Source organism: Geomonas limicola (genome assembly GCF_014193675.1).
Classification (GTDB): domain Bacteria; phylum Desulfobacterota; class Desulfuromonadia; order Geobacterales; family Geobacteraceae; genus Geomonas; species Geomonas limicola.
This window is the reverse complement of the sequence record NZ_BLXZ01000009.1, coordinates 16,372-35,184: the sequence shown is the minus strand read 5'-3', so window position 1 is coordinate 35,184 and position 18,813 is coordinate 16,372. Positions and strand designations below refer to the sequence as shown.

The window sequence follows — 18,813 nt, the reverse complement described above, 5'->3', positions numbered from 1 at the left end:
GTAAATGGGACCGTTTTGGTTAATAATGCGTTTTCGTTCCGGCCGTTCGGGAGGAACCGACCAGCTGCGGAGGTTATTGATATGGACAGGCTTTGGGCTCCCTGGAGATTGGAGTACCTGGTTCAGGAGAAACCTGCCGGGTGCATTTTTTGCGGCGCAGGAAACGAGCGGGAACGGCTGATTTTTAAAACAACACCGCACACCCTGATCATGCTGAACCGCTATCCCTACGTAAACGGGCATCTCATGGTCGCGCCGCGCCGTCACACCGCAGATCTCGCCTCCCTTTCCCAAGAGGAGGTCCTGGAGTTGTGGAGTGCCGTGGCGCTGTGCCAGCAGGCCCTCATCCAGAGTGCCGGTCCCGACGGTTTCAACATCGGGATCAACCTGGGGAAGGCGGCCGGCGCCGGTGTCGAAGAGCACCTGCACATCCACGTGGTGCCGCGCTGGAGCGGGGACAATAACTTCATGAGCGTGGTCGCCGACCTGAGGGTGATCCCCGAGGCCCTGGAAGCGTGCTACGACAGGCTGCTGCCCTTTTTTCAGGCCGCGCCCCAGGTGTCCTGATGCCGGCCCGCGAACTTGAGACACTCTGTCTGGGGGTAGATGTCGGTGGCACCAACCTGCGCTGCGCGCTGGTGACCGAAAGCGGCACGATCCTGGAGCGGCACTGCCTGCCGACGGACATACGCTCCGGCAGGGAACTTTTCCTGGACCGGTTGGTGCAGCACCTTCAGGATTTAAAACAGGGGGCGGAGGCGCGGGGGAAACGGGTAGCCGCAGCGGGGCTCGGAGTCCCGGGACTCTTCTCCAACGACGGCATACTGCGCTCGAGTGTGAACCTGGTTTCCCTGGAAGGTGTGAACCTGGCCCACCTGGTGGCGCAGCGGGTCGGGGTTCCCACGGTCGCGCTGAACGATGCCAATGCCAGTGCAGTCGGCGAGCAACGCTACGGTGCCGGCCGCCCCTTCGCTTCTTCGCTCATGGTGACGCTGGGAACCGGAGTGGGGGCGGGTCTCATCCTGGACGGCAGGCTCTGGACCGGTATCGACGGCGTCGCCGCGGAGTTCGGGCACCTTACCGTGGAGCCCGAAGGGCGGCGTTGCGGTTGCGGTAACCGGGGCTGCCTGGAACAGTACGCCTCGGCTTCGGCAATTGCCGCGCTGGCTGCCGAAGCTGGGGTGGCGCCTTTGGCCGGGCGACTCGATGCGGCCGCCGTGGCCGCCCGAGCCCGGGAGGGGTGCCCGAAGGCGCAGGCGGTGTATGTTCGTGCGGGAAGCTACCTGGGGATCGCGCTCGCTTCGGTTGTCAACCTGCTCAATCTGGAAGCCGTTGTTCTGGGGGGCGGCGTGGCCGAGAGCTTCGTTCTTTTTGGCGACACGCTTCTCAAGGAGATCAGGGAGCGCGCCTTTCCGATCCCGGCCCAGCGGGTTCAGGTTCTCAGGGGCATGCTGGGAGACGATGCGGGTGTTTTGGGTGCGGCTGCAACGGCAGGTGCTGTCGTCGCTGGTTCGAGATAGCTCGGCTCGCCCCTCGACGGTATTAGCGGCTTCGAAATTGATTCAAAGTGTGATACGGTACAGATCGACCCGCAACCAGGCGGGATTATCTCTATGGAGGCGTGTATGTTTTTGAAAAGGGGATTGTTCGCAAGTCTGTTGTTGGGAGCCTTCTGGCTCGGCAGCGTCGCTGTGGCGAATGCCGCTCCCGAAGCGGTAAAGCCTGATGCCGCCCTGCGTGCCGCGTTCCCGCAGGTGCCCTTCGACAGTGTCACCCCTTCGGAGATTCCAGGACTCTACGAGGTCGTCTCGGGACAGAGCATCTTCTACTTCTACCCCGATAAAGAGCTGATCGTCACCGGGGAGATCATCGGCAAGGATCTCAAGAGCCGCACTGCCGAGCGCCGCGGCGCCCTGGCTGCCAAAGTGGTGGCGACACTCCCCTTGGAAAAGGCAGTGAAGATCGGCGACGGCAAAATCTCGGTGATCGAGTTTACCGACCCGGACTGCCCGTACTGCCGCAAGGCCTTCGAGTACTTCTCCAAGCGCAGCGACGTGACCCAGTACGTCTTCTTTGCGCCGCTGGCCCACCCGGCTGCCATCACCAAGATCCACTACATCCTCGGGGCAGACAACAAGACCCAGGCGTTTGACGCCATGATGCTGGGGCAGGATATCCCGGCCAATGCGAAGCCGGTTACCGAGGCGGTGAAAACCCTGGCCCAGGAGCACCTGAACCTGGCCCGCAAGGTGGGGATCCAGGGAACCCCGACCTTCTACGTGAACGGCCAGCAGGTGGTTGGAGCCGATACCAAGCGTCTCGACGAACTGCTCAAGTAGCCCGGGAGGGAGTCACCGTAAGAAGTGACGCCAAGCCCCTGTCGCAGAAAAGCCCCGCTTCCTCACCAGGCGGGGCTTTTCTTTTTCCGTTTTCGAGGATTCCGAAGGGGACGGGGAAGGAGGGAAAGGATCTAGCCGTTTCGCCCGGTGCGCCAGGCCACCAGGTACTTGAGGGTGCTCCCTTGCACCAGGATGGAAAAAGCGACGACGGCGTAGGTCGCCACCAAGACCACGCTCCGCTCACCGGACCGGGGTAGGGAGAGCGCCAGCGCAATGGAGATGCCGCCACGCAGCCCGCTCCAGGTCATGATCGGCCAGGAGTGCGGTATCAAAGAGCCGAAGCAGCGCAAGAGGATCCGGATCGAACCCACCGAAAGCATGCGCGCCAGGAGCACCAGGGGAATCGAGAGCAGGGCTGCCAGGATGTGGGTTGCGTCGATCCTGGTGACGATCGCCAGCATCTCCAGCCCGATCAGGGTAAAGAGCACCGAGTTAAGCAGTTCCTCCACCAGTTCCCAGAACCGGTCCAGGTTGTCGCGGGTGCGCTTCGACATGGCGAGCCGGCGCCCCGGTCCCCCCACGAGCAACCCCGCCACCACCATCGCAAGCGCACCGGAAACCCCCGCCAAAAGAGCCAGCGCATAGCCGCCGCTCACCAGGGCGAGGGTGATCAGGATCTCCAGTTGGTAATTATCCACGCTCTTCATAAGCCGATAACCGATCCAGCCCAGGAGCGCGCCGAAGCCGAGTCCACCAGCGGCCTCCTTGACAAGCAGCCACACCACGTCGCTGCCGTGTACTGCTGCGCCGCCCGAAAGGGTGAGCAGGGTCAAAAATAGCACGATCCCGATCCCGTCGTTGAAGAGCGCCTCGCCGGCGATCTGGGCGTCGAGCTGGCGGGAGATGCCCTGGGCCCGCAGGATGGGGAGCACCGCGACCGGATCGGTGGGGGAGATGAGCGCGCCGAACAGGAAACAGTACAGCGGCCTGATGGGGAGCTCGAAGAGGCGGCAGGCCCACCAGAGCATCCCTCCGATGAGTCCGGTGGAGATCAGGACCCCCACCGTGGCAAAGACCGCGATATCCCACTTCACCTCGAGGAGCTCCTCGTTCTTCACGAAGAGCGCGCCGGCGAAGAGCAGAAAGCTCAAGAGGCCTTCCAGGAGCAGCTGATCGAAATCGATCTGGGCCAGCGCCTGGCGCACCGGCTCCGCGATCGGAATGCCTGCGGCCTGCAGGACCAGCAGAAGTACCGAGCAAACGAGGCTCTGCAGCATGAGACCGATTGTGGTGGGGAGGCGTAACAGGTGGTAGTTGATGAGGCCGAAGCCGGCGGCGAGCGTGGTGAGAATTCCGATCAGGTGGAAGGTCTGCATGAGCACCTCGCGGGTCGTGTGCTTGACAGACCGACGGTTGACATTACAGGGTGCTAATATACCATTTGTGCAGCCTTGAAGCAACGAAGCCGGCGCCGGGGCGGTCCAGGGGGCTTCGGGCCAGGAAGAGGGTCCTTCAGGCAGGTAGCAGTTTCTTTAGTACGGTCCACCGCAGGGCGTCCAACGAGGCGCCCTGCCTACGTTCATGGGGCGTTTTTTCGATGCGCTCCGCAACCAAAAGGAGGCAGACGATGAGACTCGTAATGGTACTTGCGGCATTGTGGTTCGGGGCGGCACTGGCTGGTTGCGCGACGAAGACGATAACCTTGCCCCCCTCGCAGGAGATGCCGGCCGCCGAAGGGGAGGCGAAGCTCACCCGGGATGCCAACGGCAACAACGTGGTGCAGCTCAAGGTGAAGCATTTCGCACCGCCCCAGCGCCTCACCCCGCCCAAGTCCGTGTACGTGGTCTGGCTGGAGACCCCGAACCACGACCTGTACAACCTGGGGCAGCTCAAGGTGAATAAGGACCTGGAAGGGACGCTGATGGCGGTGACCCCGTACGAGGTGTTCCAGTTGGTGATTTCTGCTGAGGACAGCCCGAACGTTTCGGAACCGGGCGACCAGGTGGTGCTGAGGACCCGGGCATTGGCGCCGTAAGCGGGAACTGGACTGGACCGGTGCGGGAACTGCCGGTTCTGGAAAACCTGGCGAAAGTTTCGTCGGGGGAATTGCGGGAAATAGGGCGTTGTGCCGGTCGGGTTTCGTGACGGAGGCGGGACATTCGGCAGGTATTCGGAGGTGCACTAGAACTCTTCAGGGCAGCGCTCAAGGCGGCGCTGCTCCATCTCACCGCCTTCCTGGCCGGGCTACGGGCAGGAAGGCGCTTTAGCCTGCGGCCGCAGGTCCGTTCGCCGGCGCGACTTGTACGAAAGCATGACCACTCCTGGTAAGCGGCCAAACAGGCGCCCAGTACCCTCTCCCTCACAAACCTCGTCTACCTCAGGTTCTTCCAACACCCTTCATACGTCAGGTTCTTCTCAAGCCGTTGTCGTGGGCTGGTGCGGTGCATATCTCATTTGCGCCACCTGTTGCGGTAGGCCCCAAGGGAGGTAAGCAGCATCTTGACGAGTGTCTTGTCCCGCGGCTGATAGACGGGATGGCCGGAACACCCGACGGGACGGCCGGTCGCGATGCTGAGGGAGGCACTCTTCTGGATGCCGAGTAACTGGCTCGGATAGATGCTGCGGTAGCCGACGATGAGGAAGCTCACCATGCAGGCAATGGCGGCGAAAGGCGCGATCTGGGGCCCGAAAAGCTCCATCGCCATCACCGAGGCGGCAATGGGGGTATTGGCGGAGCCTGCCAACAGGGCGACCATGCCGATGCAGGAAAAAGCGGCCAGGTAGGAGGGGTTCACCAGTTGCGCGTACAGGTTTCCGGTTGCGGTTCCGATGAAGAAGATCGGGGTAAGGATCCCGCCGCTGCCGCCGCATCCCAGGGTGATCGAGGTGGTGACGCTCTTCCAGAAAGCCGCGCCCGCCGGCAGGACAGCTCCGTTGAGTCCCGACTCGATGGTGTCGAGCCCAAGCCCAAGGTAATTTGTGGAAACCTGCGTGCCGACCAGGATCAAAAGCCCGCCACCAAGCAGCGGGTTGAGCGACCAGTGCCAGGGGAGCCGCTCGAAGATCCGGTGTCCGAATTTCATCAGTTCGATAAGCAACAGCGAGACCAGGCCACAGACCGCACCCAAGAGGATGATCTCCAGAAACGTGAAGCTGCTGAGCTGGGGCAGCAGACAGGAAGGGGGGTGCGGATAGCTCACCCCGAGCGAGGTCGCCACGTGGTACCCGACGATGCCGGCCACGAACGAGGGGAACAGCACGTCATAGAACACCTGGCCGAGAACGAGGACCTCGACGCCGAAGAGTGCGCCGGCGATGGGGGTGCCGAACACCGTGGCGAACCCCGCGCTGATCCCGCAAATGACCAGTTTGCGCCGGTCCCGGTCTGCAACCCGCAAGATATCTGCCAGTCCCGAGGCGAGACCGGCGCCGATCTGGGCGCAGGGGCCCTCCTTGCCGGCCGAGCCGCCGCCGGCAAGGGTCAGCACGGTGGCGACCAGTTTCACCGGCACCACGGCGAGCGGTATCTTCCCCATACGCTTGTGCACCGCCTCGATCACCTTTTCGGTGCCGTGGCCGGCGGCGTCGGGAGCGAGCCAGCGGACGAGCGTCGTGCTCACCAAAAGTGTCGCCGGAAGAAAAAGGAAGTAGTTGTGATGGGAAGCATACTGGGCGGAGGTCCAGGCGAGCGACCTGAGAAAACCGGTGGTGCCGAGGCCGACCAGCAGGCCGACCAGAGAGGCGTACACGGTCCATTTGAGGACGCTGGCGAAGAGGGTGATCTGCTCGGTGAGGTGTTGCTGCATCCAGGTCGTTCCGGTTTTACGGGTAGAGGTGAAAAAGGCTCCGCCGGGAGGAGGACCGGCGGAGCCAGTGATGCTTCGCAAGCGTCAAGGAACGACTACGAAGTCATCGCGCCTGTTCTTGGACCAGCTGGCCTCGTCGTGCCCCTGGGCCACCGGCTTTTCCTTGCCGTAGCTGATGGTGGAGAGCCGCTCGGCAGGTATGCCCAGACTGGAGAGGTACTGGACGGCTTCCTTGGCCCGCTTTTCGCCGAGAGCAAGGTTGTAGTCGTCGGAGCCGCGTTCGTCACAGTTCCCCTCCACCCTGATCTTGCCGGAACCGATCTTTTTCAGGACCTCGGCGTTGCCCACCAGAGTAGTGCGCGCCTGGTCGGAGAGGTTGGAGGAATCAAAGTTGAAATAGATCCTGTTGAGCCCCTTTTCCAAGGTCGTAGCCTGATCAGGTTGCACCTGTTTGGCTACCGGTTGTTCCTGCGCTACCACGGGTTGTTGAACCGGCTGGTTCTGGACTTTGGACACCGGTTGTGGCTGCGCGGTCGCCACCGTGGGCGCTGGAGCCGCGGCAGTCGTCGCCGGAGCAATTCCCTCATCCTTTTTCACGGTCTGGTTCTTGGCGCAACCGCCTGCCATCAAGAGCCAGCCGCTTGCCAGCAACACCGCCCCAACTGCTTTCCCGTTCATGATCATCCCTCCGTTGTTGGAACTGAAATTCGCTCCGCCGGTATGGCAACCCGGCGAGTGAGTGGTTGGAATAAAAGATAGGTATACCTACTATCGGTGTACATTTTAAAATTGTCAACAATTTTTTCAAATGCCGAAGGAAACCGCTCCTGGAGGTTCGCCACTCAGCCAGGTTGCCAAAACGCCCAACATGTGCCAAAGTGGCGCCAAAATTCGCAAAGGGGAAGGTGCGGAATGGCTGTGGACACCAAAAGCAGGCGTGTAGCAGAAATAATCGATAACATACGCCGGGTTTTCCAAGTGGTGAACGAGCATTCGAAGAGGGCGGAAAAGGAGACCGGGATTACCGGGCCGCAGCTTTGGGCAATAAAGACCATTGCCGAATTCGCCCCGATCAAAGGGGCGGAACTTGCCCGGAGAATGTACCTGCACCCCACGACGGTCGTAGGGATCCTTGATCGGCTCGAGGCGCGCGGTCTGGTGGTGAAAAACCGTTCCACGGTGGACCGGAGGATCGTGGAGGTGGAATTGACCGAGCAGGGGAAAGCTTTGGTGGCGAGCGCGCCTGAAGTCGCACAGGGGATGCTCGTGAAGGGGTTGGAGCCGCTTCCCGACCGGACGCTGCTGAAGATATCCGATGGGTTGGACGAGTTGGTGAGGATTCTGGGTGCGAAGGAACTGCCGCCGAACCTGATTCTCTCTTCCGAGGTTAATGCGCCCGTCAAGAGGGGGACAAGGTCCAGAAAGCCTTGAGAAAGGCCACCGGGTGTCGGGCCGGTAAACGGATCAGTTACTTGCTGTCCAAGTGAGGCAGGGGAAGCTTAGACCAGGCCCTTCATCTCATGGTTTAGCCCTGCACCAGATGGTTTGCGCTTAGCGCCAAAAGAAAAAGGGGGGAGCTCTTACGAGCTTTCCCCCTTTTTTGTGTCCGTTGCCCAGGTTCTGCGGTTAGAGGACCCGCAGGAAGGCGACCAGGTTGGTTTTCTCCTCCTGGGTGAGCTTCAGGGACAGCACCAGGTTGAAGAACTCGACGGTGTCCTCGAGGGTGAAGCAGCGGCCGTCGTGCAGGTAGGGGGGGCTCTCCTTGATGCCGCGCAGGGTGAAGGTCTTGATCGGCCCGTCGCCCGGTTCGCGGGTGAAGCGCTCCATCTTCAGGTCGTGCAGTTGCTGGTCCATGAACCAGGGAGGCTGGTGGCAGCTGCTGCATCTTCCCTTGCCGAAGAAGACCTTCTGGCCGGCCATTTCCGCCGGGGTCGCCTTCTCGGGAATCAGGAAGCCGATCGGATCGAGCTTGGGTGCCGGCGGGACGTCGAACATGTTCTGCATCTGGGCCATGTGCGAGACCCGTATCCGGTCCAGGATGACCGGCCCTTTCTTGAAGGCGTGCACCTGGTCGCCGTTGAAGTAGGCGGTGCGCTGCTCGAACTCGCTGAAGTCCTCCACGGAACGCAGGCTGCGTTTGGAGGCATGGACCTGCTGATTGTAGAGGCCGCGCAGACTCGTGGTGTCCAGACGGAAACGGCGCTCCTGGGGACGGATGTCCGGGCTCAGGTGGAACTGGCCGGTGGTGTGACCGTTTACGTGGCAGTCAAGGCAGGCGACCCCCATGCTTGGTTGTGCCGACTTGCGGTCGTCGGTCGCGTTGAATTCCTCCTGCGGCAGCGGGGTGAGCAGCATGCGCAGGCCGTCCAACTGCACCGGGGTGATCAGGTCCTTGAAGAGGCGCTCAAAGTTATTGATGGAAACGACCTCGCCGCGCGAGACGTCACCCAGTTCGGGTCTGCTCTGCAGGAAGATGGCCGGCGGGAATTCCGGGAGGAAGGCATCGGGGATGTCGAAATCGACATCAAAGCGCTGCAGGCGCGGGAACATGTCGATCTGGATCTGCGGGAACACCTGCCCGCCGGTGCTCTGCTTGGGGTGGGGCAGGGGCGGGTAGGGGAAGAGGTTGCCGCTGCGGATATCTTCCGGGGTCATTGTGGCGAGCTGGTCCCAACTGCTCCCCTGCGCAAGGCGCGCGGTCGGACCGACGGCGATCGGTTTGCCGCGGGACATCTTCACATCAGGGGAGAGCTTCGGAGTAAGGACGTAGCGCATCTCGAGGAGTTTGCGCTGCTGGACGTTCACCTGGGGACGCTGGGCCGTGTCCTGCTTGTAGACCTCCTCGAAGGTCATCATGGGGTGCTTGGCGTTCAGGGGATCACGGTAGAAGTCGAAACCGAGGATCTTCCCCTGATCGGGCTGGTTGGCGAAGGCGGAGGAGGCGGGCTGTACGTTGGTGGGGGCGAATTTCTCGGGACGGTCCTCGTTGGTCTTGTGCTGCTCCGGGCGGGTAATGGGAACCTGGCGCGGGGTTTGGAAATCCTGCACGGCGTCGTTGGACGTTTTGGGCGGGGGCTGTTTTTGCTGTTCGGTCCAGCCCTGGGAAGCGACCATGACGGCCGCAGGGACCAGGACTGCTGCCAGAGCTGCTGTGATCCGATTTTTTCTCATGGTGGGCTCCTTGCTAAGTAAAATTGGAGAAATTTAACCAGGCTAATTCTGCCATGAGTGAATGGCTTGTCAATGAAACGCAGATGCCTCCCCGGACTAAAGCGTAAGAGAAAGGAGGGCGGCGTTTAAGGGCTAAGGGCTAAGGGCTAGGGGCTGGGGACTGGGGACTGGGGACTGGGGACTGGGGACTGGGGACTGGGGACTGGTGGGGGCGCGGGGGAGAGCGGGTAGAGCGGGTTGAGCTGGGCAGAGCAGGGGGAAACCGTCAGTCGCAGGTGGGGGCACTGGGGACTGAGACGGTTCCGAAGCGACCGTCGTAACCGGGATCGATAAGGACCTGGCCGGAACGAGCCGCTGCTATGGCCCGGGCCAGTTGGGGGGAGACCCGCTCGATCTCGGCTAGCGGCGCCTTCAGGAGTACGTAGAACTCGCTACCGAGTTCTTCCAGCACCCTGAAGTAGAGGGCGACGGCACGCTTGGTGGTGCAGCCGACGCCGAGTGCGCCGGCGATGAGATCGCTGAGGGGAATTACGGAGTGAAAGGGGGGGGCGCCTGCCGGGCGGGTTCCTTCGGGGCGGTCCGCCAGAAGTTCGAGCCGGTGCAAGACACCGACGGTTACTTTACCGCCACAGGCCGGGCAGCGGTAGTTTCCGGCCACGGTCTCCTGCGGCGAGAGCCTCACGCCGCAGCCACGATGCCCGTCGGCGTGGTACTTCCCCTGTTCGGGAAAGAACTCGATGGTGGCGGCTACGGCACCCCCTTCGGCCAGGCCGCGGTGGATTCCGTCATAAGATAATGCGCAGGAAAAGACGGTAGCCTCGCGTCCCAGGCGCGCGGGGGAGTGGGCGTCCGAGTTGGAGACGAGCGTGATCCCGTCCAGGGCGGAGATGCGCCAGTTCATGGCGGGGTCGGAGGAGAGCCCGGTCTCGATGGCATACACCTGGGGGGCCAGGTCCTCGAAACACTCGGCAAGGGAGCAAAACCCGGTGGTCACTCCGAAGATGGAGAAGTGCGGAGTCCAGGCGTGTGCCGGAATCAGCAGTGCCCGGGGTGAGGCGTCGAGCGCCATCTCGAGGAGGTCGCGCGCGTCGAGTTTCAGGATGGGCCGGCCGTCGGAGCTCACGCTGCCGATGCGGGAGAGGGCGAGGCTTAAGCGTCTGGCGGAAGCGAAATCCGGCAGGTACACCAGGCAGTGCACCTTGCGGGTGCGCCCGTCTTTTTTGTAGATGCAGCTTATTTCGCCCGAGAGCAGGAAGGAGACGTCGGCTCGGCAACTTTCCGGAACCGGGGTGCCGATCGGCGCCTCACGCAGGGCGTAAAGCCCGTCTTCCGCCGGGGCGAGCTTCGTTTCGAGCTCGTCGAGCCATTTCGGATGGGTGCAGTCACCGGTGCCGACGAGCCGTATTCCCTTGAGCTGTCCCCAGCGCCAGAGGTTCTCGGGGGTGAGGTCGCTACTGGTGGCGAGCGAGTAGCGGGAGTGGATATGCAGGTCGGCGATGAATTCCATCAGGAAGGTATAGCACGGCCGGCAGGCACCCGGCAAGCTGACGCCGAGTTGCGCCAGGCAGTTCAGGCGGGGTGGGACGGGGCCCGGAACCGATGGGGAGCGCACCGCGGTGCGGCAGGCGCTGGCCGTCAGGCTCGCGTCGTGTCCGGTCGTGGACGCGAGGTTGCGCGAAAGACCTCACGGTTGGCAAGTGCGGACCGTGCGGCAGCGCTGGGGCAGGTCAGCCACGCGAGGCCAGCTCGAACTTATCTCCAAGCTTTTCCCGATAGCTCACGATGTCGCTCTTCAGCGAGGCGAGTTTGGCGATCTTCTCGTCAATTTTGTCGAGGTGCTCGTCGAGTATCTCAACCAGGCGTGGCACCATTCGTTCGGTCTGCTTGGCTTCGCCGTAGGCCGCGTAGAGATCCTGCATCTCCTTGATGGTGAGTCCCAGTTCTTTCAGTTTGATGATGAACTTGAGGCGCCGCACGTAGTACGCCGTGAAGCCGCGGGTGGCCCCGTCGCTGCGCTGAACTGAATCGATGAGTCCTACTTCTTCCCAGTAGCGGATGGTCCTGGTGGTGAGGCCGAGCGAGTTGGCGAGGTCGCCGATGGGGGTTATCTCTTCGCAATCCTGTAAGTGGTCCATGCATCTTCCTTGAGTCAGAGTGCGGACAATCTAGATCAAAGACAGGGAGTCTGTCAATGTTTTTCAAAACACTTTTAGTGCGATGCAAGTCGTAATCAGCGAGTAAAACCTTTCGTTTCTTTAGTGTGTTACCTGCCGGGATGTCGACCATGCCCGGCACCGGTTAGTGCGGGCTAAAACAAGAAATGGATGATTTACAAAACAACGTTTTTGGTGTATGACTAGCTCAGGGCAACCGGCCCGGGGAGGCGGCTGTGGACATTTCCCAGGTGATTCGCGACCGGCGCAGCATCCGGAAGTATCAGGATCGTCCCGTCGAGTGGGAGAAAATAGAACAGGTCCTGGAAGCGGCCCGGCTGGCGCCGTCCTGGAAAAACCTGCAGTGCTGGCGCTTCCTGGTGGTAACCGATCCCGGGAAGAAGGTGAACCTTCTGGCTGCTTTTCCGGACGAGAACCCGGGGAAGAAGGCGCTGGTCATGGCGCCCTGCGTCATCGTGGTCTGTGCCGACCCGACGGAGAGCGGGGTGGAGAACGGTATCGAGTATTTCGTTGCCGATACCGCCATCGCCTTCGAACACCTCTGCCTGACAGCCACCGACCTCGGTCTGGGGACCTGCTGGATGGGGATGTTCGACGAGGCGGCGCTGCGTTCGGCGCTGAATATCCCGCAGGGGATCCGGGTGGTCGGGGTCACACCGCTTGGTTACCCGGACCAGGAGCCCAAACCAAGGCCGCGTAAGGAACTGGGCGAGATCGCCTATTGTGACGATTGGGGGAATTCATGCTAGAGAAGGCCGAATCACTCAGGCGCATCGAGAGGCTCAAGGGAGAGTTGCGGGCCCAGGGACTCGATGCCGCTGTATTTATCTATCCTATTGACGTCTACTACTACGCCGGCACACGGCAAAACTCGCTGCTCTTGGTTCCGGCGCAGGGGGAGCCGCTGCTTTTGGTGCGCAAGAGTCTCTCCCGGGCCCGCCTGGAGGCGACCATCGACGACATCCGTCCCTTCCCCTCCAGTAAGGAATTCGCCGCGGCGCTCCCCGCGAACTTCGGCAAGATCGGCTTCACCTTCGACGTCGTCCCGGTACAGCAGTACCAGTTCTACCAGAAGCTCTTCGCCGGGTGCGAATTTGTCGATGCCTCGGCGATTAACCGCGAGGTCCGTTCGGTGAAATCGGCTTGGGAGCTGGAGCGGATGCGCGAAAGCGGCCGGCGCCTGGGGGAGGTCTTCCTGCAGGTGCCGGACTTTCTGAAGGCGGGTCTGCGCGAGGTGGACCTGGCAGCCGAATTCGAGTACCGCCTGAGGAAAGCGGGAGGGGAGGGGTACGTGCGGATGCGTGCCTTCAACCAGGAGCTCTTCATGGGGCTCGCGCTCTCCGGGGCAAGTGCGGTCATGCCCGGTTTCTTCGACGGCGCGGTCACCGGGCGGGGACTCTCGGCAGCCTCGCCGCATGGCGCTTCGCAGGCCTCGCTGGTCGCCGGGTCGCCGGTTTTCATGGACTATACCGGGGTTTTTGACGGCTACATCGTGGACATGACCCGGGTCTTCTCCATCGGGAAGCTCCCCGACCAGCTGATGAAGGCCTTCGAGGTCTCGCTCTTAATCCAGAACTACCTGGTGGAGCGGCTCAAGCCCGGAGCGATCTGCGAGGAGCTCTTTCTGGCGGCGGCACGGCTGGCCGAGGAGGCGGGGCTCGGCAACTGCTTCATGGGACCTCCGGGGGAGAATGCCCGCTTCGTGGGACACGGGGTGGGACTCGAACTCGACGAGTTCCCGGTGCTTGCCCAGGGGTTCAAGGTTCCCCTCAAGGCGGGACAGACCATCGCGATCGAGCCGAAGTTCGTGTTCCCCGGGCAGGGGGTCATCGGCATTGAGAACACCTTTGCAGTGAGTGAGGCGGGCGGCGAAAAGATAACCGATATTCCGGATGACATAGTGTTTGTCTGAAACGCTCGCGGGCCGCAGCGCCGCTAGCGCGAAGACTCGGGCCCTCGCTGCAATCGGCCCCTTCTGCCGGCCATTCTTGGTGGGGTAACCGACGGGTTACCCCTATTTTTTCGTCCGCACGATAACAGGTTTGCCTCGCGCGGCAAAGCTGGTATCCTGCAGGCGCCGCGACTCCCCCAAGCCGGCAGATCTCTTTCCAAGGAGCCCAGATGGGCATCTCCCCGTATCCCGCCTCGGTCCTTTTGCCCGAAGCCGCGCAACCCTATCCGACCCTCGTCGAATTCTTGAGTACCAGGTTCCCCCGGATCTCCGCCTCGATCTGGCAACGCCGCCTGGCCCAGGGGAAGCTCCTGGACAAGGAGGGGGTGCCGCTTGCCCTTGATGTGCCGTACCGGCCGGGAACCCGCGTCTTCTACTTCCGGGAGGTCGAGGCCGAAGAGGCGATCCCTTTCCAGGAGCGCATCCTTTACCAGGACGACCAGATCCTGGTCTGCTGCAAGCCCCACTTCCTGCCGGTAACGCCGGTGGGGCGCTTCGTGGAACAGTCGCTGCTGTACCGCCTGCGCCGCTCGACCGGGATCCACGACCTGGTCCCCTTGCACCGCATCGACCGGGAGACCGCGGGACTGGTGCTCTTCTCGGTGAACCCGGAGACCCGGTCGCGCTACTACGAGCTCTTCAAGAGGGGGGAGGTGTGCAAGGAATACCTGGCGCTGGCGCCGGTCGCCGAGGTTCCGGCGCAGCGGCACTGGCGGGTGGAAAACCGGCTGGTGCCGGGCGAGCCCTGGTTCAGGATGCAGGTGGTGCCGGGCGAGGTGAACGCCCGCTCCACCATCGAGCTTTCGGAACTGGTGGACGGCGTGGGCCGCTTCCGGCTCGCTCCCCTGACCGGCAAGACGCACCAGCTGAGAGTGCACCTAAGCGACCTGGGGTTCCCCATCATGAACGACCGGCTCTATCCCCGGCTCAAGGATCAGGCGCCCGACGATTTCGACAGGCCGCTCAAACTGCTGGCCAGGCGACTTGAATTCGTCGATCCGGTAAGCGGTGTGCCTCGCAAGTTCCAGTCGGATCGCGAGCTTTTGTGATAAGCTACAAGCCATTGCCGGGGCGGCCGGGCTCCGGATCGATGCTTCAGGAGGTTTCTCATGGCAAGGAGTGTGCTTTTACTCGTGGACTACGGGGTGAACAACTCGCTGCACATCGCACGGTTCAAGGAGGCGCTCAAGAATGGAGGGTGGCAGCCTGGGATCATCGAGGGGGCTTTTGAAAAGACGCTCGACCTTCCCGACAGCCAGATCGAGACGGTGGCACAGGAGGAGGTGGACAGCGCCGCCAACGAGGCTGCCTTCAAGAAGACCTGCTGTGAGCTTATCGTCGCCAACATAGAACTGCGCTTTTGCTGGGACTGGAACACCGAGTGAACGGATAACCAGCCGCAGAAGCCGAACGCTTAATTAAAGTTCTGGACAAATTTGGCAAGCTTTGGTTACTATCCCGGTATGAAAAAGCCGGTTGCCGTTTTTACCTTCCTTTTTGCCCTCTCAGTCATCAGTTTCGGGACCTGGCAGCTGTTCCTGGGCAATCTGGAGGCGGCCTTCTCGTCGTTTCCCTTTTTGTTGATCATCTACCTCTTCGTCAAGCCTTCCCGGGACTAACGCCGGGACGGGCCGCAGCGCCTGCGGAAGTTTCCGCGTCGCCGGATCATGCAATGCTATGACTGTCGGCTCTGCGCGACAGATCCTCTTCGGAAGGTGAAGGGAGTTGCCTCCATGTCAACCTCGGTTCTGGTTATTGACGATTCGGCCACCATCCGGGATCAAGTCATCCGTACTTTGAAGGAAGTGGGGCTCTTCGAAAACTACCTGGAGGCCCGTGACGGTCTCGAGGGGTTCAAGACCCTGATCGATGCGAAGGCCGACCTGGTCATCTGCGACGTCGACATGCCCCGCATGGACGGTTTCAAGTTTCTGCAGCTGGTGGAATCCCGTCCCGAGCTTCTGGGGGTACCGATCATCATGCTCACTGGCATGATGGACTTCGACTCCAAGATCAGGGGGCTCGAGCAGGGGGCCAGCGACTACCTCACCAAACCCTTTGACGTGGGCGAGCTGGTGGCCCGGGTCAAGGTGCAGCTCAAGATCAAATCCCTGCAGGACGAGCTGAAAAAAGCCAACGAACTGCTCAAACGCCTCACCAACATCGACCACCTCACCAACCTCTTCAACCGGCGCTACCTGGCCGAGATCCTGGACGGCGAATTCTTCCGCGCAAGGCGCAACAAGGAAGAACTCTCCCTCATCATCTTCGACATAGACTACTTCAAAAAGGTGAACGATACCTTCGGCCACCAAAACGGCGACGTGGTCCTCTCGGCGGTGGCCCAGCTCGCCCAGCGCCAGCTGCGCGCCTACGACAGCGCCGCTCGCTACGGCGGCGAGGAGTTCGTGCTGGTCATCCCCGGCACCGGGCTGGCCGGCGCCGTAATGGCTGCCGAGCGCCTGCGCCAGGCCGTTTTGGAGCACACCTTCCCATCCCCCATGGAAGACCTCACCGTCACCATCAGCCTCGGGGTTGCCACCTATCCCGCGCCCAACGTGGACAGCGTCGACTCGCTGTTCAGGCGCGCGGACGAGGCCCTCTACCGCGCCAAACAAAACGGCCGCAACCGGGTCGAGGTGATGGCCGAAACCCCCGTGTAGGAATTCCCCACTATTAGGTTTTTTTAGTTGAAAAACGTTCAGGATGTGTGTACACGTATTCCTCTACGCCGCAGCACAAGCGCCGGAGGATACGATGACCAAGGCCTTTGATGAGGCATACGCCGACTACCTGGCGGCACTCGCCAAGCTCGATACCACCCACGACATCGCCGAGAAAAATCGCCTGTTCAGGCAGCTGACCGAGCAACTTTCCGAACTGGAAACGCGCATCAAGCAGCACGATTTCATCTGGCAGGGGTATCCCGAAGAGGAGCTGGATCCCGATTGACCACTCGTGGCAGAGGTGCGCCTCGTCGTGCCCGATTCTCCCCGCTTTGTCATGCCAATTCTCATTCGTCCTAGCTCATCCCTTTTGACATTCTCTTAAATCCCCGCTGCACTCTCAGGCACCGTAGTGTTCCCCATTACACAAATGTTTACAGTGAGTTTGACTTGAAGGTAAGCTGGCGTATAGTGTGTTGTCGCGAGTCCCGCTGACGCGGAGGTTGAGTCATGAACGATGTCTATGTCGTAGAAGCCCTGAGAACCCCTTTCGGCTCTTTCATGGGGGCGCTTGCCGATCAGCCGGCGCACCAACTGGCGGCGGTGGTGATGCGCGCCTTGTTGCAGTACAGTTCGCTTCCCGGCGAGGCCCTCGACGAGGTGATCGTCGGCCAGGTGCTCTCGGGCGGCTGCGGACAGGCGCCGGCGCGCCAGGCGATGCGCGCCGCCGGGATTCCGGACCAGGTGCACGCCCTTACCGTCAACAAGGTCTGCGGCAGCGGCTTGAAGGCGATCATGCTCGGCGCGGACAGCATCCGGCTGGGGGAGGCGGAAGTGGTGATCGCCGGCGGCATGGAGAGCATGTCGCAGGCTCCCTACTTGCTCAAGAAGGCCCGCAGCGGCTACCGGCTGGGGCACGGTGAGCTGCTGGATCTCTTGCTTGCCGACGGGTTGCTCGATCCCTACACCGGACGTCACATGGGGGAGATCGGCGAAGACAGTGCGCGCCGGGCTCTTTTGACCCGCGAGGAGCAAGACACCTTCGCGCTGCGCTCCTACCAGCTGGCCCGCGAGGCGGTGGAGAAGGGGATCCTGGCCGAGGAGATCGTCCCGGTGGTCAAGAAGGGGCGTGACGGGAGCCAGACCGTGGAGCGCGACGAGGAGCCCTTCAAGAGCGACCTGGCGCGCCTGGCCACGTTGCGTCCGGCCTTTCACCAGGAGGGGACCATCACCGCCGGCAACGCCTCCACCATCAACGACGGGGCGGCGCTCTGCCTGCTCTGCAGTGCCGACGGGCTGAAGCGGCACCGGTTGGCCCCCAAGGCGCGCCTGATGGCACAGGCGACCGCCAGCATGCACCCGGACTTCTTTCCGGAGGCGCCGGTAGCGGCCATCCAGAAGGTACTCGAGAAGGCGGGACTCACGGTCGACCAGGTGGATCTCTTTGAAATCAACGAAGCCTTTGCTTCGGTGGTGCTCCTGGCCCAGAAGCAGCTCAAGCTGCCGCTGGAACGGGTGAACGTGAACGGCGGCGCCTGTGCGCTCGGCCACCCCATCGGGGCGAGCGGCGCTCGGCTGGCGGCCACCGTGGTCCGTGAACTGAGAAGACGGCAGGCACGTTACGGCCTCGCAACCCTGTGCATCGGCGGCGGCGAGGCGGTCGCGGCGCTCTTCGAGCGGGTCTAGCCGGAACGTGTTCGTACTGCCGGCCCCTGGAGCCGGCCAAAAGGAGGAAGCCGTGGTCCAGAAGATCGGCGTACTTGGGGCGGGGCAGATGGGAAGCGGCATCGCCCACGTCTTCGCACTGAAAGGGTTCGAGGTTACCCTCTACGACATCGCAGCGCCGCAACTGGAGAAGGCCCTGGGATCCATCGGGCAAAACCTGGAGCGCCAGGCGAAGAAGGGGGCCATCTCCCAGGGCCAGGTAGCGGAGACCCTGCAGCGCATCTCGACCACCCGGGATTTTCCCGCCCTTGCCGATAGCGATTTCTGCGTCGAGGCGGTCACCGAGAACGAGGCGCTCAAGCTGGAGATCTTCTCTCGGCTCGACAGCGTGGTTCAGCCCGACGCCATCCTTGCCAGCAACACCTCATCCATCCCCATCACCAAGATAGCCTCGGCCACCGGTCGCCTGGAACAGGTCATCGGCATGCACTTCATGAACCCCGTCCCGGTGATGACCCTGGTCGAGGTGATCCGGGGGCATGCGACCAGCGACGCCACCTTTGCCGTGACCCGTGAGCTGGTGGCCAAGCTCGACAAGGAGCTGGCGCTCTCCCAGGACTATCCCGGTTTCATCGTGAACCGGGTGCTCATCCCGATGCTCAACGAGGCGATCTTTGCGCTCTACGAGGGGGTGGCCAGTGCCGAGGACATTGACCGCGGCATGAAGCTGGGCACCAACCAGCCGATGGGGCCGCTCACCCTGGCCGACTTCATCGGGCTCGACACCGTGCTTGCCATCGCGAACGTGCTCTACGACGGCTTCAAGGACCCGAAGTACCGCCCCTGTCCGCTGCTGGTGAAGATGGTGAACGCGGGGTACCTGGGGAGAAAGTCCGGCAGGGGCTTTTTCAGCTATTAACGGCGGGGGGTGCCACGGAGCCACCAAGACCACGGAGAAAAGGCGGTTAACTGAATCTTTTCACGGATGAAGCCAAGGGTAAGGTTCAGGGGGTAACACCTTAAAACCAGTCTCCCGGTGGC

At 62.2% G+C, this 18,813-nt stretch carries 20 protein-coding genes; 14 read left to right on the top strand and 6 right to left on the bottom strand.

The genetic code is table 11. From position 1 onward, the window contains the following. The first annotated feature begins 81 nt into the window (after positions 1-81). From H7688_RS19085 to H7688_RS19075, 3 genes are all read left to right on the top strand, one after another. Positions 82-567 (top strand): HIT family protein, encoded by a 486-nt coding sequence (locus H7688_RS19085; protein ID WP_183362853.1) that lies wholly within the window; start codon positions 82-84, stop codon positions 565-567. Then, positions 567-1,520 (top strand): ROK family protein, encoded by a 954-nt coding sequence (locus H7688_RS19080; RefSeq protein WP_183362852.1) that lies wholly within the window; start codon positions 567-569, stop codon positions 1,518-1,520. The genes H7688_RS19085 and H7688_RS19080 overlap by 1 nt, the downstream gene beginning before the upstream one ends. Before the next feature lie 105 nt (positions 1,521-1,625). Then, positions 1,626-2,339, top strand: coding sequence for a DsbC family protein (locus H7688_RS19075; protein ID WP_183362851.1), 714 nt, complete (start codon positions 1,626-1,628; stop codon positions 2,337-2,339). 131 nt (positions 2,340-2,470) lie between these two features. Here H7688_RS19075 and H7688_RS19070 read toward each other — a convergent pair whose 3' ends face one another. After that, the gene (locus tag H7688_RS19070; RefSeq protein WP_183362850.1) at positions 2,471-3,715 is read right to left on the bottom strand and encodes a cation:proton antiporter; all 1,245 of its coding nucleotides are present in this window, start codon (positions 3,713-3,715) and stop codon (positions 2,471-2,473) included. Between the two features lie 251 nt (positions 3,716-3,966). On the opposite strand from H7688_RS19070, the gene H7688_RS19065 reads away from it, so the two are divergent. Then, positions 3,967-4,374, top strand: a complete 408-nt coding sequence (locus H7688_RS19065; RefSeq protein ID WP_183362849.1) for a hypothetical protein — start codon at positions 3,967-3,969, stop codon at positions 4,372-4,374. Between the two features lie 415 nt (positions 4,375-4,789). Here H7688_RS19065 and H7688_RS19060 read toward each other — a convergent pair whose 3' ends face one another. Continuing rightward, positions 4,790-6,145 carry a chloride channel protein gene (locus H7688_RS19060; RefSeq protein ID WP_183362848.1) on the bottom strand — a complete coding sequence of 452 codons (1,356 nt, stop codon included), beginning with the start codon at positions 6,143-6,145 and terminating at the stop codon, positions 4,790-4,792. Between the two features lie 84 nt (positions 6,146-6,229). Continuing rightward, entirely contained in the window at positions 6,230-6,823 is a 594-nt protein-coding gene (gene pal, locus H7688_RS19055; protein ID WP_183362847.1) for a peptidoglycan-associated lipoprotein Pal, read from the bottom strand. A gap of 234 nt (positions 6,824-7,057) precedes the next feature. On the opposite strand from pal, the gene H7688_RS19050 reads away from it, so the two are divergent. After that, positions 7,058-7,576, top strand: a complete 519-nt coding sequence (locus H7688_RS19050) for a MarR family winged helix-turn-helix transcriptional regulator (protein WP_183362846.1) — start codon at positions 7,058-7,060, stop codon at positions 7,574-7,576. A gap of 195 nt (positions 7,577-7,771) precedes the next feature. Here H7688_RS19050 and H7688_RS19045 read toward each other — a convergent pair whose 3' ends face one another. The 3 genes from H7688_RS19045 to H7688_RS19035 form a co-directional block, all read right to left on the bottom strand. Beyond that, positions 7,772-9,316 (bottom strand): cytochrome B6, encoded by a 1,545-nt coding sequence (locus H7688_RS19045; RefSeq protein WP_183362845.1) that lies wholly within the window; start codon positions 9,314-9,316, stop codon positions 7,772-7,774. Between the two features lie 265 nt (positions 9,317-9,581). Next, on the bottom strand, positions 9,582-10,823 hold the full coding sequence (locus H7688_RS19040) for an endonuclease Q family protein (protein ID WP_183362844.1): 1,242 nt from the start codon (positions 10,821-10,823) through the stop codon (positions 9,582-9,584). A gap of 220 nt (positions 10,824-11,043) precedes the next feature. Continuing rightward, the gene (locus H7688_RS19035) at positions 11,044-11,451 is read right to left on the bottom strand and encodes a MerR family transcriptional regulator (protein ID WP_183362843.1); all 408 of its coding nucleotides are present in this window, start codon (positions 11,449-11,451) and stop codon (positions 11,044-11,046) included. 254 nt (positions 11,452-11,705) lie between these two features. On the opposite strand from H7688_RS19035, the gene H7688_RS19030 reads away from it, so the two are divergent. From H7688_RS19030 to H7688_RS18990, 9 genes are all read left to right on the top strand, one after another. Beyond that, positions 11,706-12,239, top strand: a complete 534-nt coding sequence (locus tag H7688_RS19030) for a nitroreductase family protein (RefSeq protein ID WP_183362842.1) — start codon at positions 11,706-11,708, stop codon at positions 12,237-12,239. Next, on the top strand, positions 12,233-13,402 hold the full coding sequence (locus H7688_RS19025; protein ID WP_183362841.1) for a M24 family metallopeptidase: 1,170 nt from the start codon (positions 12,233-12,235) through the stop codon (positions 13,400-13,402). Before H7688_RS19030 ends, H7688_RS19025 begins: the two co-directional genes overlap by 7 nt. Positions 13,403-13,611: 209 nt before the next feature. Further along, positions 13,612-14,490 carry a pseudouridine synthase gene (locus H7688_RS19020; protein ID WP_183362840.1) on the top strand — a complete coding sequence of 293 codons (879 nt, stop codon included), beginning with the start codon at positions 13,612-13,614 and terminating at the stop codon, positions 14,488-14,490. A gap of 60 nt (positions 14,491-14,550) precedes the next feature. Continuing rightward, positions 14,551-14,826 carry a hypothetical protein gene (locus H7688_RS19015; protein WP_183362839.1) on the top strand — a complete coding sequence of 92 codons (276 nt, stop codon included), beginning with the start codon at positions 14,551-14,553 and terminating at the stop codon, positions 14,824-14,826. A gap of 78 nt (positions 14,827-14,904) precedes the next feature. Beyond that, complete coding sequence (locus H7688_RS19010; protein ID WP_183362838.1) at positions 14,905-15,060, top strand: hypothetical protein; 156 nt, start codon at positions 14,905-14,907, stop codon at positions 15,058-15,060. A 114-nt stretch (positions 15,061-15,174) separates the two neighbouring features. Beyond that, positions 15,175-16,104: a diguanylate cyclase gene (locus tag H7688_RS19005; RefSeq protein ID WP_183362837.1), complete on the top strand. Its 930-nt coding sequence runs from the start codon at positions 15,175-15,177 to the stop codon at positions 16,102-16,104. A gap of 94 nt (positions 16,105-16,198) precedes the next feature. Continuing rightward, positions 16,199-16,393, top strand: a complete 195-nt coding sequence (locus tag H7688_RS19000) for a hypothetical protein (protein ID WP_183362836.1) — start codon at positions 16,199-16,201, stop codon at positions 16,391-16,393. A 224-nt stretch (positions 16,394-16,617) separates the two neighbouring features. Then, positions 16,618-17,793, top strand: coding sequence for a thiolase family protein (locus tag H7688_RS18995; protein ID WP_183362835.1), 1,176 nt, complete (start codon positions 16,618-16,620; stop codon positions 17,791-17,793). A 52-nt stretch (positions 17,794-17,845) separates the two neighbouring features. Beyond that, positions 17,846-18,691, top strand: a complete 846-nt coding sequence (locus tag H7688_RS18990) for a 3-hydroxybutyryl-CoA dehydrogenase (RefSeq protein WP_183362834.1) — start codon at positions 17,846-17,848, stop codon at positions 18,689-18,691. Positions 18,692-18,813 lie beyond the last annotated feature (122 nt).